Raw genomic sequence first — 11,753 nt, 5'->3', positions numbered from 1 at the left:
CGCCGAAGGCGAGTTGTGCAGGCTTAGGGACGCTCGCGCCGACCAACCCCACCACCCACCGGGAGTGACCAGCGGGGCATGAGTCCCAGCCGTCCACCCACCGCAACACGCTGAGCCGGTGCCGTCACCGCCCCATTCAACTGCCGCGCCATCCCACCCACCGGCCCGCGCGCGCTGAGCAGAGCGTGGCCACGATCCCTGCTGTCGCGTTGGCCCCCACCCCGGGCCGCCCTCCGAGTGTGAAAGGGCGGGTGGAGGCGGTGGGTCAAGGGTGGAGCGAAGCGGAATCGGCGGAGCCGACGCGACGCAGGAGCGCCCTTGAGGCGCCGGTGGAACCCGCCACACTCGGAGAGAGGGCGGCCACCACCAGAAGCTCACGGGCGTGGTTCAGGCGAGCGCCTCAGGACCTGTCACACATGTGCGGTGCGCTCCGTCAGTGGGGTGTGCGAGCGGGAAACGCTCGCCGCCCCGAGCTGAGGAGCCTCCGATGTCCACCACCTACATCGTCGTCACCGCCGTCGCCGCGTTCATGGTCGGCTTCTCGGCGCTCTCGATCTTCATCAAGGCCCCGTGGGTCACCCAGCCGCTGACCGAGTACGGCGTCCCCCGCTCCTGGTGGACCTGGCTCGGCCTGGCCAAGGCGGCCGGCGCGGTGGGCCTCGTCGTCGGCCTGTGGATCCCGGCGATCGGCCTCGCGGCCGGCATCGGCGTGGCCCTGTACTTCACCGGGGCCCTGATCACCGTGATCCGCGCCCGCTCGTACGCGCACGTCGTCTGGCCGATGATGTACGCGGCCCCGGCCGTCGCGGCCCTGTTCCTCGCCTGATCCTGATCCTGAGGCGTACGGCTACGGCTCGATCCAGCGCCGCAACGCATCGACGGTGGTCTCCGGCGAGGTGTTGAAACAGAGCCGGATCCCGGGCACGGCCTCGATGAGGACGTTCACGAGCCGTTCGAACAGCAGGGTGTGTTCAGGCATCATGCGCACGCCGCCGCCGATCATCGCCAGCCCGAACGTATCGCCCTTCAGCAGCTCCCGGACGGCGGCCTCGGCGCCGTCCGGCGAAGGCTCCACCAGACAGGTCACGACGTCGAACCCCGCCTCGCGCAGAGCGGCGTTCCCGGCGGCGATACGTGCGGTGAGCGACGCCTCGTCGACACCGTCGGGCAGGGCGCTGTAGTCGAGTGAGCGGGGGTGAAGTCCGATGGACAGGGCCTTGGTGTTCTCCATGGTCACAGGGCTCCCACGAACGAGTCCCAGGCCTGGTGGCCGAAGACGAGGGCGGGTCCTTCGGGAGCCTTGCTGTCACGTACGGGGACGAGGCCGGGGAATCCTGGGGCGACTTCGACGCAATCGCCGCCGTTGGCGCCGCTGTAGCTGCTCTTCACCCAGGTCGCCGTGGTCAGATCGTGCATCTGCATGGTGCCCGTACCCTTCCATCATGTCGCTGATCAGAGCGGCAGATTCGCGGGCCGACAGCGAGTCCGCCCTGAGCACATCATAGGTCTGGGCGTGTCGCACATAGAGGGCCGGATCGTCGCTGAGGTGACCGCGGTCGAGCGACTCCGAGTACACCCAGTCATGCCCGCCGGGCAGCTGGATCAGCGACATGGATGCGTCGGGACGGTCGATCTCGGAACGGTTCGACGGAGCGATCTGAACCCGGATGTTGGGCAGTTGGCCCACGGTCAGCAGGTGGGCGCACTGGTCGCGCATGACGGCGGGACCTCCCACCACGTTTCGTAGGCAGCTCTCGTCCAGAACCGCGATGTACATCGGGCCGTCCGGCGTGAGAACGCGCTGCTGGCGGCTCAGCCTCGCTCTCACGCGCTCGTCCACCTCTCCTGCGGAGGTGAGCCGCCGGGTGAACAGTGCGGTCGCGTACTCCGGCGTCTGCAAGAGGCCTGGCATCACCTGTGTTTGGTACGCGCGGACGGCCAGGGCTTCCGCGTCCATATGAGCCCGTCGCTCGAACCAGTCGGGATGCTCCACCGTCGGATACCAATCGATCCGCCCCCAAAGCCGCCCCAACACCCCTCCCGTCCCCAGCAGTTCGTCGCACGCCTTCGCGAACGTGTCCTGCGGGACCCTCGTCCCCGCCTCCACCCGTGCCACGTGCGAGCGGTCGCACGGGATCTGGCGTGCCAGGCCCTCCTGTGTCATGCCCGCTGCCTCCCGGTAGTGGCGGAGTACCTCGCCGAAGACTCCGGCCGTCGTCGCGGCCGTACCCCCAGTGGCGTTACGTCGACTCACTCCGTCCCCCTTGTGACAGTGGGCCCTTGGCACGCGGCGAGCGTTGTGGCCGCCCTCTCCATTGAGCAACGCTATGAGCACAGAGAGTAGTCGCCCGATCGGGTGAGGAGCTGAGGAATGGCAGGGCGGATGGAGTGCGGAGGGTTCGTCTACGATCCCGCCGCCCGCAGGGTGGGCGAGTACCGGGGTGAGGCGGGGCCGTACGTCATGCTGCGGCCCGTCGGGGGCGGGAGAGAGTGGCAGGCCGATCCGGCGCGTGTGCGGCCCGCCACGGCCGCGGAGCGGCTCAGTGCCGGGGTGCGGGCCGCGAACGAGCGGGCGGGGGCGGAGTACGAGCTGAGCCGGCCGCCCGTGCCCGTTCCGGGCTGTGGGGTCTGCGCGGAGCTCGCCGGGCGGCGGACGGAGGCCCGCGCCCGGTTCGACTGGAGTGCGGAGACGGATGCCAATGTGCTGCTGCGCCGGCACCGTGGCGAGCATCATCCGTCGGACGGTTCCGCGGTCACTTCCATGTCGCCGTGACCTTCTGGGTGTCGACGTGCATGCCGAGCGGGACGCGCCAGGAGTCCACGCAGACCGTGTACGTCCGGCTCTGCGCCGTCCCGGCCGCGATGGGCGCGGGGAGGGGTTGAGTCGATTCGATCGTCGCCCAGTCGATGCCGAGTGCGCCGATGATGTGGGTGGCGAAGGTGACCGTCCCCGAAGTGGCCGCTGTGCCACCCCTGTTGTGGAAGGTGACCGTCACGCGTTCGCACCACCGTTTGTCCGCGTCCGTGAGGATCGGGGCGGAGAGGGTGAGCGTGGCGGGGGTGGTGGGGCTGGGGGGCGGCTGCGACGGGGCGGGCGGGGAGGTCGTGCCCGGGGGCGGAGCGGTCGCGGTGCGTGGCGGGGTCGTGCCGGGCCGCGCGGGTGTCGTCCCGGGGCGCGAGGTTCCGGGGCCCGCGCCCGTGCCCGTATCCGCGCCCGTATCCGTGCCCGGGGCCGTGTCCGTGCCGCCGGGGGCCGGGGTCGTTCCCGGGGGGCGGGGCGAGGGGGACGATGTGCTGGAGGTGGTGCCGTCGGCCGACGGGGCGTCCAGGGGGATCAGCGTCACCGATCCCGACGGGCGCACCGCGTCCTTCGGGGTGGAGCCCGCGCCGACCGCCGCGTAGCCCTCGTCCTCGCCTCCGCCGCACGCGGTCAGCGCTCCGCCGAGGCAGAGCGCGACCACCGTCAGAAGTGACCTCTGTCGCCGCATGGCGTCAGTTTTACTGACGCCATGTCAGTTGTGAACCTCAATCGCGAACTTCAGTCGGCGATCAGGCCCTGGCGGAGCTGGGCCAGGGTGCGCGTCAGGAGTCGGGAGACGTGCATCTGGGAGATGCCGACCTCCTCGCCGATCTGCGACTGCGTCATGTTGGCGAAGAAGCGCAGCATGATGATCTGCCGCTCCCGGGGCGGGAGTTTGGCGAGCAGAGGCTTCAGTGATTCGCGGTACTCGACGCCCTCCAGCGCCGTGTCCTCGTACCCGAGTCGGTCCGCCAGCGAGCCCTCGCCGCCGTCGTCCTCCGGGGAGGGCGAGTCGAGCGAGGAGGCGGTGTACGCGTTGCCGACCGCGAGGCCGTCGACGACGTCCTCCTCCGACACCCCGAGTACGGCGGCGAGTTCGGGGACGGTGGGGGAGCGGTCCAGCTTCTGGGCCAGCTCGTCGCTTGCCTTGGTCAGCGCGAGGCGCAGCTCCTGGAGCCGGCGCGGGACCCGCACCGACCAGGAGGTGTCGCGGAAGAAGCGCTTGATCTCACCGACGACGGTCGGCATCGCGAACGTCGGGAACTCCACTCCGCGTTCGCAGTCGAAGCGGTCGATCGCCTTGATCAGGCCGATGGTGCCGACCTGGACGATGTCCTCCATCGGCTCGTTGCGGGAGCGGAAGCGGGCCGCCGCGTACCGCACGAGCGGCAGGTTGAGCTCGATGAGGGTGTCGCGGACGTAGGTCCGCTCCGGGCTGTCCGCGGCGGCGCCCGCGTCGTCCAGCGCGCGGAGCCGCAGGAAGAGGGAGCGGGAGAGCGTGCGGGTGTCGATGGCTTCCGGCGTGACAACAAGCGGCGCGGCGGGCTCGGCGGTCTCCGCCGTCGGCTGGACCGGCATCGGTACCGGCGTCTGCACGGGCGTGAGCGTGAGCACCTTCGAGCTGCCCTGTTCTGCGGACATGCCACCCCCTTGAGGTCGCGGACGGTCGCGGCGGCCACGACCATCGGAGGAACGCAGCCTCCACCTGAATACCGGAGGCGGGGCTGCGGCAAACGCGGTTCCAGCAGAATGTCACATGTCGGCAACACGCTGTAGTGACTTGTCGACATGGAGTGGGTGAATATCCGCAGGAAACAAGGGGTGTACGGCATTTGGGGCGCCGTGGAACTGCTCCGAACCGGTCTACCCGTTTCAGCTACGCCTCGATCCTGTTTGCGGATCTCAATCGGGCGAAGCTCCGGGCGAGGAGCCTTGACACATGCATCTGTGAGACGCCGAGTTCCTGGCTGATCTGAGATTGGGTCAGGTTGCTGTAGTAGCGGAGCATCAGGATCCGCTGTTCGCGCTCGGGCAATTGTACGAGCAGGTGCCGTACGAGATCCCGGTGTTCGACGCCGGCGAGCGCCGGGTCCTCGTAGCCGAGCCGGTCGAGCAGTCCGGGCAGTCCGTCGCCCTCCTGGGCCGCCTCCAGCGAGGTGGCGTGGTACGAGCGTCCTGCCTCGATGCAGGCCAGTACCTCGTCCTCGCCGATCTTCAGCCGCTCGGCGATCTCCGCGGTGGTGGGGGAGCGGCCGTGGGCGGTGGTGAGGTCCTCGGTGGCGCCGTTGACCTGGACCCAGAGCTCGTGGAGGCGGCGCGGCACGTGCACGGTGCGGACGTTGTCGCGGAAGTAGCGCTTGATCTCGCCGACGACGGTGGGCATCGCGAAGGTCGGGAACTGTACGCCGCGGTCGGGGTCGAAGCGGTCGATGGCGTTGATCAGGCCGATGGTGCCGACCTGGACGACGTCCTCCATGGGCTCGTTGCGGGAGCGGAAGCGGGCCGCCGCGTACCGGACGAGGGGCAGGTTGGCCTCGATCAGCGCCCCGCGGACCCGGTCGTGCTCGGGGGTGCCCGGTTCGAGCTCCTTGAGCTGCCCGAAGAGGACCTGGGTGAGCGCGCGGGTGTCGGCGCCCCGGGTGGACTGCGGTCGGGTCGACTGCGGCCGGGTGGAATGGGGGCGGGTGGGCTGCGGCGTGTTGGCCTGGGGTCGGGCGGACTGGGGCAGCGGGCGCGTGGGCTCCGGGTCGCCGGCCTCGTTCTGGGGCGGGACCTGAGGCGCTGTACTGGCCGGCACGTTCACGCCACCCCTTCGGCTGGTGTTGCTGGTCAACTACGGTCAAACTCATCCATCAAAAGCGGTCATAGCATCACAAGACATGTCCACTGTGTGCAAGCACCGTATAACCACGTGTTGAGGGCAAGTTGGGGCCAAACGGGAGGCCAACACCCGGAAGGCCCCCCGCCATGACGGCGAGGGGCCTTGAAGAATCGAGTCGGGCGAACCCTAGAACGCGTAGTCCGCGATCACCCACGTGGCGATCTCGCGCCACAGCGCGACGCCCGCCTGGTGGGCCGGGTGGTCCAGGTAGCGCTGGAGCGCATCGGTGTCCTCGACCGCCGAGTTGATGGCGAAGTCGTACGCGATCGGCCGCTCGGAGATGTTCCAGCCGCACTCCCAGAAGCCCAGCTCCGGGATCTCCTTCTCCAGCCCGTCGAACGCCTCGGCTGCGGCGACGGCACGCGGGTCGTCCTTCGCGATGCCCTCGTTGAGCTTGAACAGGACCAGATGGCGGATCACAGCAGGACTCCTCGTCGGTGGTTCTAGTTGACGAGTTCGGTCATGAACTCGCCGACGCCCTGTGCGGCGGACGATATGCCCTCGAACCCTACCTGGACGAGATCGGCGGCCCTGTCGGGGGAATTGATGATCGTGTACAGCACAAAGACCACGAGCGCGTAGAGCGCGACCTTCTTCGCTTGCGCCATCTGCCGCGCCTTCCCCTGTCTGCACCCCTGCGTGGACGCGTGAGTCTAACGGAGCCACTTCAGCCACTTCACCGGGCCTTTATGGACCAAGGGCCCGGAGATCGGGGCCTTTTGCCGCCCCCCGGAAGAGTGACGGCAGAGCAGTATGGATGTCGAGCCCGGCGGATCTGGCAGGAGTCCGCAGGGCCGAGGAACCGGCCCTCACTGCGGGGTCCGCGCCGCGAGCTTCCCCCTGACTGCGGCGCAGGACTTGCAGGACCGGTTCTCATCGGGGGGAGCGGCTTGTCCCCCCGATGCCGCTCCCCCCGTCCGACGAAAGAGGCCCCGGCCGCGCCCACGGGCGTGGCCGGGGCCTTCGTCGTGGCATACGGGGCCCGGATACGCCGAAGGGCCCGGTGCGATGCACCAGGCCCTTCGATCGAAGCGGTAGCGGAGGGATTTGAACCCTCGGTGACTTGCGCCACACTCGCTTTCGAGGCGAGCTCCTTCGGCCGCTCGGACACGCTACCGAGAGAGAGCTTAGCCCAAAGAGGCCCCTGCGATGAAATCCGTATCGCTTCGCAGGTCGGCGCGTGGTTCAGCGCGCGCGGAAGAAGGCTGTGAGCTGCGCCGCGCACTCCTCTCCGAGGACGCCGTGGATCACCTCGGGACGGTGGTTCAGCCGTCGGTCCCGTACGAGGTCCCAGAGCGAACCGGCCGCGCCGGCCTTCTCGTCGAGCGCGCCGAACACCACCCGGTCGACCCTGGACTGCACGAGTGCGCCGGCGCACATCACGCAGGGCTCCAGGGTCACCACGAGCGTGCAGCCGGTCAGCCGCCACTCCCCGGTCTTCGCCGCGGCCCGGCGCAGGGCGAGGATCTCGGCGTGGGCGGTCGGGTCGCCGGTCGCCTCGCGCTCGTTGTGGCCGACGGCGAGGACCGTGCCGTCCCGGGACAGCACGACCGCGCCGACCGGTACGTCACCGGCCGGCACGGCCTGCTCGGCCTCCGCGAGGGCGAGCCGCATGGTCTCCCGCCAGGGATCCCTTACTGGGTCGGGTGCTGCTTCTGTCACTAGCGAACGGTCTCCAGCACCTCCGCGGCGCCCAGCGAGTCCGCGATCTCCGCCAGTGCGTCGCTCTCGAGCAGCAGCAGTCTTTTCTCGGACAGACCGAGATCCGCGAGGATCAGCCGGTCTCCGACCGGCGCGGCCGGCACGGCATCGGCTGCCGTGCTTGTGTCCTCTTCGTCGTTCCCGCGGTCGAGAGGCTCGCCGTCCTCCGTACCGTCGAGGTCGAGGGCGTCCAGGTCGTCGCCGTCCTGGTCGTCGCCGAGCAGTTCCTTGGTGAGGATCTCCCCGTACGAGGAGCGGGCGGCGGCCGCCCCGTCCGACACGTAGATGCGAGGGTCGTCCTCACCCTCGATCCGGAGGAGCCCGAACCAGGCGTCCTCCTCCTCGATGAAGACGATCACCGTGTCGTCGTCGACCGAGGCCTCACGGGCCAGTTCGGTCAGGTCCGACAGGGTTTCCACATCGTCGAGCTCTGTGTCGCTCGCTTCCCACCCGTCTTCGGTGCGCGCGAGCAGTGCGGCGAAGTACACCGTGACTCTCCCACTGATCAGAGGTGTGACCATCCGGCGGCGCGCTCCTTATGCCCCGCCCAATCGGCATCGTGGCAGAAACAACGGCTTCAGGAGAGGTCTTCGGCTCTTGCGTCGTGCATCAGTCTGATCGTGACGGTGAACGGGTGGACGCGCGGCACCGGCGCACGGCCCCGGCGCACAGAGGGCGCACGCGCGGTGTCGGGCGCTGCGGCCGTCACCAGCGGAAGGTACGCATCCGCATGGCCTGGCGCATCCTGGCCGCCCGCGCGCGCCGGGGCTGGACGCGCTCGCGCAGTGCCTTCGCCTCGTGCAGCTCGCGCAGGAACTGGGCACGGCGCCTACGGCGCTCCGCGTCGGTCTCCGGCGGCGTTTCGCCGCCCCTTGCGTCGGCACGGTCTGCCGGGTCGGGCATGGGCCACACCACCCCACGACTGGGTCCTGTGCCACCACCTTCCCTCCACGGCGTGGGTTGATGCCAGTGCGGGCTACTGTTGGAGTCATGCGTCTCCACGTCGTCGATCACCCGCTGGTCGCCCACAAGCTCACCACGCTGCGCGACAAGCGCACCGACTCCCCGACCTTCCGCCGGCTCGCCGACGAGCTGGTCACCCTGCTCGCCTACGAGGCCACCAGGGACGTGCGCACCGAGCAGGTCGACATCGAGACCCCCGTGACGCCCACGACGGGTGTGAAGCTGTCGTACCCGCGGCCGCTGGTGGTCCCGATCCTCCGTGCCGGCCTCGGGATGCTCGACGGCATGGTGCGGCTGCTGCCGACCGCCGAGGTCGGTTTCCTCGGCATGATCCGCAACGAGGAGACGCTGGAGGCGTCGACCTACGCGACGCGGATGCCGGAGGACCTCTCGGGCCGCCAGGTGTACGTCCTGGACCCGATGCTGGCGACCGGTGGCACGCTCGTCGCGGCGATCCGGGAGCTGATCAAGCGCGGCGCGGACGATGTGACCGCCGTCGTGCTGCTCGCCGCCCCCGAGGGCGTCGAGATCATGGAGCGCGAGCTGGCGGGCACGCCGGTGACCGTCGTGACCGCCTCGGTCGACGAGCGCCTCAACGAGAACGGCTACATCGTCCCGGGCCTGGGCGACGCGGGCGACCGCATGTACGGCACGGCCGACTAGTCGGCCGCCTCGGTTCCGTACGGCTTCGACGCCGTACGGGACGAGGCTTCGTACGGCGTCAGCACTTACCGGTGGGCGCGGGCTTGGGCTTGTTGAGAGCGACCAGGGCCGCGTCCGCCGTCGTTTTCGGGTCCAGGTTCTTGAAGGCCGTCCCGATGATCAGGTCCACGTCCGCCGTCGCGCGCGTGTCCGTCTTGGTCGTGGCGCCCTTCAGCTGGGTGCCCAGGACCGTGAACGCGCCCTTGGTGGCCCCGGGGGCGCCGAGCAGTATCCCGGCGCCGGGCACCTTCTTGTCGTACGCCACAGGCGCGTTGCCGACCTTGCCGATGATGAACCCGCGCTTCTTCAGCTCGTCGGCGGTCGACTTCGCGAGGCCGCTGCGCGGGGTCGCGTTGTAGACGTTCACCGTGATCTGCGCGGGCTTGGGCAGAGCGGCGACCGGCGCGGTCGTCGTCTTGGTGACGGGCTTGCAGTCGGCGCTGCGACCGGCCGTCGCCTTGGTGTCGTCGCCGCCGGAGAACACGTCGACGAGCTGCAGGGTCCCCCAGCCGGCCGCGCCGAGCACGACCACGGCGGCCCCGGCCGCGAGGACGATCCTGCGCCTGTGCCGAGGGCGGCGCATACGGGGGTACTTGTCGCCCGTGATGCGGTATTTTCCGCCCATTCCGGGGGGAGTGAGCATGCTCATGGACGCAGCGTAATGCCGTCGGTCGGAGTTGGATACTTGACGATCATGTGATCGCGTCCGGATGGACGGAGAGAGCCCCCGAAAGGGTCAGAACTGCGGGCCGCGCTAGTCCATTTCCAGTACGCGGGCGTGCAGAACCTGCCGCTGCTGGAGTGCCGCGCGCACCGCGCGGTGCAGCCCGTCCTCGAGGTAGAGGTCGCCCCGCCACTTCACGACGTGCGCGAAGAGGTCGCCGTAGAAGGTCGAGTCCTCGGCGAGCAGCGTTTCCAGGTCCAGCTGGCCCTTGGTGGTGACCAGCTGGTCGAGGCGGACCGGGCGCGGGGCGACGTCCGCCCACTGCCGGGTGCTTTCCCGGCCGTGGTCGGGATACGGCCGGCCGTTTCCGATGCGCTTGAAGATCACACGGAAAGCCTACCGGTCGAGCGGCTCTCGGCGCAGCCACGCGAGCGCAGTGGGATGCTGGGGCAAACCGCCATAAATCGGGAATTGGGGTCCTCTGATGAGCGTCAGTGAGCAGTCTCCGGCCACCGAGATCGCCGCCGGGTACGCCTTCACCGGGGCCGCGCTCGATCTGGGGGCGCTGCTGTGGGACGGGACGTGTCACCCGGATGCGCCGATCCGTGTCCCCCTTCCGATGCTCAACCGCCACGGCCTGGTCGCCGGCGCGACCGGCACGGGCAAGACGAAGACCCTCCAGCTCATCGCCGAGCAGCTGTCGGCGAACGGCGTGCCCGTCTTCCTCGCCGACATCAAGGGGGACGTCTCCGGGATCGCGGCGCCGGGCACGGAGGGCGAGAAGGTCCGCGAGCGGGCGGCGCAGGTGGGGCAGGCGTGGGCGGCGAGGGGCTTCCCCTGCGAGTTCTACGGGCTCGGGGGCATCGGCCCCGGTGTCCCGGTGCGGGCGACGGTCACCGGCTTCGGCCCGGTGCTGCTGTCGAAGGTGCTCCAGCTGAACCAGACGCAGGAGCAGTCGCTCGGCCTGATCTTCCACTACGCGGACTCCAAGGGCCTGGAGCTGGTGGACCTGAAGGATCTGCGGGCGGTGGTGGCCTTCCTGGTCTCGGACACCGGGAAGCCGGAGCTGAAGGGGATCGGCGGGCTTTCGACGGTGACGGCCGGGGTGATCCTGCGGTCGATCACGGCGTTCGAGCAGCAGGGCGCGGGCGGGTTCTTCGGGGAGCCGGAGTTCGACACGGCAGAGTTCCTGCGGACGGCGGAGGACGGGCGCGGGGTGGTGTCCGTACTGGAGCTGCCGGCCGTGCAGGACAAGCCGCAGCTCTTCTCGACGTTCCTGATGTGGATGCTCGCGGATCTCTTCAACGACCTTCCCGAGGTCGGGGATCTGGAGAAGCCGAAGCTGGTGTTCTTCTTCGACGAGGCGCATCTGCTGTTCAACGGGGCGTCGAAGGCGTTCCTGGAGTCGATCACGCAGACGGTGCGGCTGATTCGCTCGAAGGGGATCGGGATCTTCTTCGTGACCCAGACGCCGAAGGACGTGCCGGGCGATGTGCTGGCTCAGCTGGGCAATCGGGTGCAGCACGCGCTGCGGGCGTTCACGCCGGACGACGCGAAGGCGTTGAAGGCGACGGTGCGGACCTTCCCGAAGTCGCCGTACGACCTGGAGGAGGTCCTGACGGGCCTCGGGACGGGCGAGGCGGTGGTGACCGTGCTGAGCGAGACGGGCGCGCCGACCCCCGTGGCGGCGACGCGGCTGCGGGCGCCCGAGTCCCTGATGGGGCCGATCGAGGCGGGAGCGCTGGAGGCGGCGGTGAAGGGCTCGCCGCTGTACGGGCGGTACGCGGAGGCGGTGGACCGGGAGTCGGCGTACGAGAAGCTGACGGCGGAGCAGCAGGCGGCGGAGGCGGCGGCGGTGCGGGCGGCGCGGGAGGCCGAGGAGGCGAGGACGCCGGAACGGGCGCCGCGGAAGGAGGACGAGTCGCTCGCCGAGCAGGTGGTGGGGAGCGGGGTCTTCACGTCTTTGGCGCGGTCGATCGGGACGCAGCTGGGCCGTGAGATCAGCCGCTCGATCTTCGGTACGGCGCGCAGGAAGAGGTAGG

Annotated in this window: 16 protein-coding genes, 1 tRNA gene and 1 pseudogene; 4 read left to right on the top strand and 14 right to left on the bottom strand. The window is 69.7% G+C overall.

The window, feature by feature from the left end; all coding sequences use genetic code 11:
• The first annotated feature begins 487 nt into the window (after positions 1-487).
• Complete coding sequence (locus ACFC0D_RS30790) at positions 488-826, top strand: DoxX family protein (protein ID WP_376442960.1); 339 nt, start codon at positions 488-490, stop codon at positions 824-826.
• Positions 827-847: 21 nt separating this feature from the next.
• On the opposite strand, the gene ACFC0D_RS30785 is transcribed toward ACFC0D_RS30790, so the two are convergent.
• The 3 genes and pseudogenes from ACFC0D_RS30785 to ACFC0D_RS30775 all read right to left on the bottom strand — a co-directional run bounded on the left by ACFC0D_RS30785 (position 848) and on the right by ACFC0D_RS30775 (position 2,254).
• Positions 848-1,231 (bottom strand): hypothetical protein, encoded by a 384-nt coding sequence (locus ACFC0D_RS30785; RefSeq protein ID WP_376442958.1) that lies wholly within the window; start codon positions 1,229-1,231, stop codon positions 848-850.
• 2 nt (positions 1,232-1,233) lie between these two features.
• A pseudogene (locus ACFC0D_RS30780) lies at positions 1,234-1,338 on the bottom strand (DUF397 domain-containing protein); the annotation flags it as partial.
• Positions 1,307-2,254, bottom strand: coding sequence for a Scr1 family TA system antitoxin-like transcriptional regulator (locus tag ACFC0D_RS30775; protein WP_376442955.1), 948 nt, complete (start codon positions 2,252-2,254; stop codon positions 1,307-1,309). The gene ACFC0D_RS30775 and the pseudogene ACFC0D_RS30780, both read right to left, overlap by 32 nt.
• A gap of 117 nt (positions 2,255-2,371) precedes the next feature.
• Here ACFC0D_RS30775 and ACFC0D_RS30770 point away from each other — a divergent pair, with 117 nt between their 5' ends.
• Positions 2,372-2,773, top strand: a complete 402-nt coding sequence (locus ACFC0D_RS30770; protein ID WP_376442953.1) for a hypothetical protein — start codon at positions 2,372-2,374, stop codon at positions 2,771-2,773.
• Here ACFC0D_RS30770 and ACFC0D_RS30765 read toward each other — a convergent pair.
• The 9 genes from ACFC0D_RS30765 to ACFC0D_RS30725 form a co-directional block, all read right to left on the bottom strand.
• Positions 2,754-3,488 (bottom strand): hypothetical protein, encoded by a 735-nt coding sequence (locus ACFC0D_RS30765; protein WP_376442950.1) that lies wholly within the window; start codon positions 3,486-3,488, stop codon positions 2,754-2,756. The two genes, ACFC0D_RS30770 and ACFC0D_RS30765, sit on opposite strands and share 20 nt — an antisense overlap.
• Positions 3,489-3,538: 50 nt before the next feature.
• A complete protein-coding gene (locus ACFC0D_RS30760) occupies positions 3,539-4,441 on the bottom strand; it encodes an RNA polymerase sigma factor SigF (protein WP_329118247.1) in 903 nt (300 codons plus the stop codon).
• Positions 4,442-4,676: 235 nt separating this feature from the next.
• Positions 4,677-5,597: a SigB/SigF/SigG family RNA polymerase sigma factor gene (locus tag ACFC0D_RS30755; protein WP_376442946.1), complete on the bottom strand. Its 921-nt coding sequence runs from the start codon at positions 5,595-5,597 to the stop codon at positions 4,677-4,679.
• A gap of 210 nt (positions 5,598-5,807) precedes the next feature.
• Positions 5,808-6,101: a Dabb family protein gene (locus ACFC0D_RS30750; protein ID WP_329118243.1), complete on the bottom strand. Its 294-nt coding sequence runs from the start codon at positions 6,099-6,101 to the stop codon at positions 5,808-5,810.
• A gap of 23 nt (positions 6,102-6,124) precedes the next feature.
• A complete protein-coding gene (locus ACFC0D_RS30745) occupies positions 6,125-6,289 on the bottom strand; it encodes a hypothetical protein (RefSeq protein ID WP_175439350.1) in 165 nt (54 codons plus the stop codon).
• Between the two features lie 424 nt (positions 6,290-6,713).
• Positions 6,714-6,798, bottom strand: a tRNA-Ser gene (locus tag ACFC0D_RS30740).
• A 68-nt stretch (positions 6,799-6,866) separates the two neighbouring features.
• The gene (gene tadA / locus ACFC0D_RS30735) at positions 6,867-7,295 is read right to left on the bottom strand and encodes a tRNA adenosine(34) deaminase TadA (RefSeq protein WP_376442966.1); all 429 of its coding nucleotides are present in this window, start codon (positions 7,293-7,295) and stop codon (positions 6,867-6,869) included.
• Positions 7,296-7,342: 47 nt separating this feature from the next.
• Positions 7,343-7,870 carry a hypothetical protein gene (locus ACFC0D_RS30730; protein WP_376442963.1) on the bottom strand — a complete coding sequence of 176 codons (528 nt, stop codon included), beginning with the start codon at positions 7,868-7,870 and terminating at the stop codon, positions 7,343-7,345.
• Positions 7,871-8,087: 217 nt separating this feature from the next.
• Complete coding sequence (locus tag ACFC0D_RS30725) at positions 8,088-8,285, bottom strand: hypothetical protein (RefSeq protein ID WP_376442942.1); 198 nt, start codon at positions 8,283-8,285, stop codon at positions 8,088-8,090.
• 87 nt (positions 8,286-8,372) lie between these two features.
• Here ACFC0D_RS30725 and upp point away from each other — a divergent pair, with 87 nt between their 5' ends.
• Entirely contained in the window at positions 8,373-9,008 is a 636-nt protein-coding gene (gene upp / locus ACFC0D_RS30720) for a uracil phosphoribosyltransferase (RefSeq protein ID WP_260230861.1), read from the top strand.
• A 58-nt stretch (positions 9,009-9,066) separates the two neighbouring features.
• Here upp and ACFC0D_RS30715 read toward each other — a convergent pair whose 3' ends face one another.
• Positions 9,067-9,696 (bottom strand): LytR C-terminal domain-containing protein, encoded by a 630-nt coding sequence (locus tag ACFC0D_RS30715; protein ID WP_376442939.1) that lies wholly within the window; start codon positions 9,694-9,696, stop codon positions 9,067-9,069.
• A 105-nt stretch (positions 9,697-9,801) separates the two neighbouring features.
• On the bottom strand, positions 9,802-10,098 hold the full coding sequence (locus ACFC0D_RS30710) for a type II toxin-antitoxin system VapB family antitoxin (RefSeq protein WP_009067182.1): 297 nt from the start codon (positions 10,096-10,098) through the stop codon (positions 9,802-9,804).
• Between the two features lie 97 nt (positions 10,099-10,195).
• Here ACFC0D_RS30710 and ACFC0D_RS30705 point away from each other — a divergent pair, with 97 nt between their 5' ends.
• Complete coding sequence (locus tag ACFC0D_RS30705) at positions 10,196-11,752, top strand: helicase HerA-like domain-containing protein (RefSeq protein WP_376442935.1); 1,557 nt, start codon at positions 10,196-10,198, stop codon at positions 11,750-11,752.
• Position 11,753: the final 1 nt, after the last annotated feature.

The organism is Streptomyces sp. NPDC056222, assembly GCF_042264065.1.
Taxonomy (GTDB): domain Bacteria; phylum Actinomycetota; class Actinomycetes; order Streptomycetales; family Streptomycetaceae; genus Streptomyces.
Note: the sequence above shows the minus strand (reverse complement) of the source record. Positions and strands in the feature narration are given on the sequence as shown.

Bases quoted from the DNA above. Each gene is read 5' to 3' on its own strand.
- ACFC0D_RS30790 (WP_376442960.1), top strand. From the start codon at position 488: ATGTCCACCACCTACATCGTCGTCACCGCCGTCGCCGCGTTCATGGTC.
- ACFC0D_RS30785 (WP_376442958.1), bottom strand. From the start codon at position 1,231: ATGGAGAACACCAAGGCCCTGTCCATCGGACTTCACCCCCGCTCACTC.
- ACFC0D_RS30770 (WP_376442953.1), top strand. From the start codon at position 2,372: ATGGCAGGGCGGATGGAGTGCGGAGGGTTCGTCTACGATCCCGCCGCC.
- ACFC0D_RS30765 (WP_376442950.1), bottom strand. From the start codon at position 3,488: ATGCGGCGACAGAGGTCACTTCTGACGGTGGTCGCGCTCTGCCTCGGC.
- ACFC0D_RS30760 (WP_329118247.1), bottom strand. From the start codon at position 4,441: ATGTCCGCAGAACAGGGCAGCTCGAAGGTGCTCACGCTCACGCCCGTG.
- ACFC0D_RS30745 (WP_175439350.1), bottom strand. From the start codon at position 6,289: ATGGCGCAAGCGAAGAAGGTCGCGCTCTACGCGCTCGTGGTCTTTGTG.
- tadA (WP_376442966.1), bottom strand. From the start codon at position 7,295: ATGCGGCTCGCCCTCGCGGAGGCCGAGCAGGCCGTGCCGGCCGGTGAC.
- ACFC0D_RS30725 (WP_376442942.1), bottom strand. From the start codon at position 8,285: ATGCCCGACCCGGCAGACCGTGCCGACGCAAGGGGCGGCGAAACGCCG.
- upp (WP_260230861.1), top strand. From the start codon at position 8,373: ATGCGTCTCCACGTCGTCGATCACCCGCTGGTCGCCCACAAGCTCACC.
- ACFC0D_RS30715 (WP_376442939.1), bottom strand. From the start codon at position 9,696: ATGAGCATGCTCACTCCCCCCGGAATGGGCGGAAAATACCGCATCACG.
- ACFC0D_RS30705 (WP_376442935.1), top strand. From the start codon at position 10,196: ATGAGCGTCAGTGAGCAGTCTCCGGCCACCGAGATCGCCGCCGGGTAC.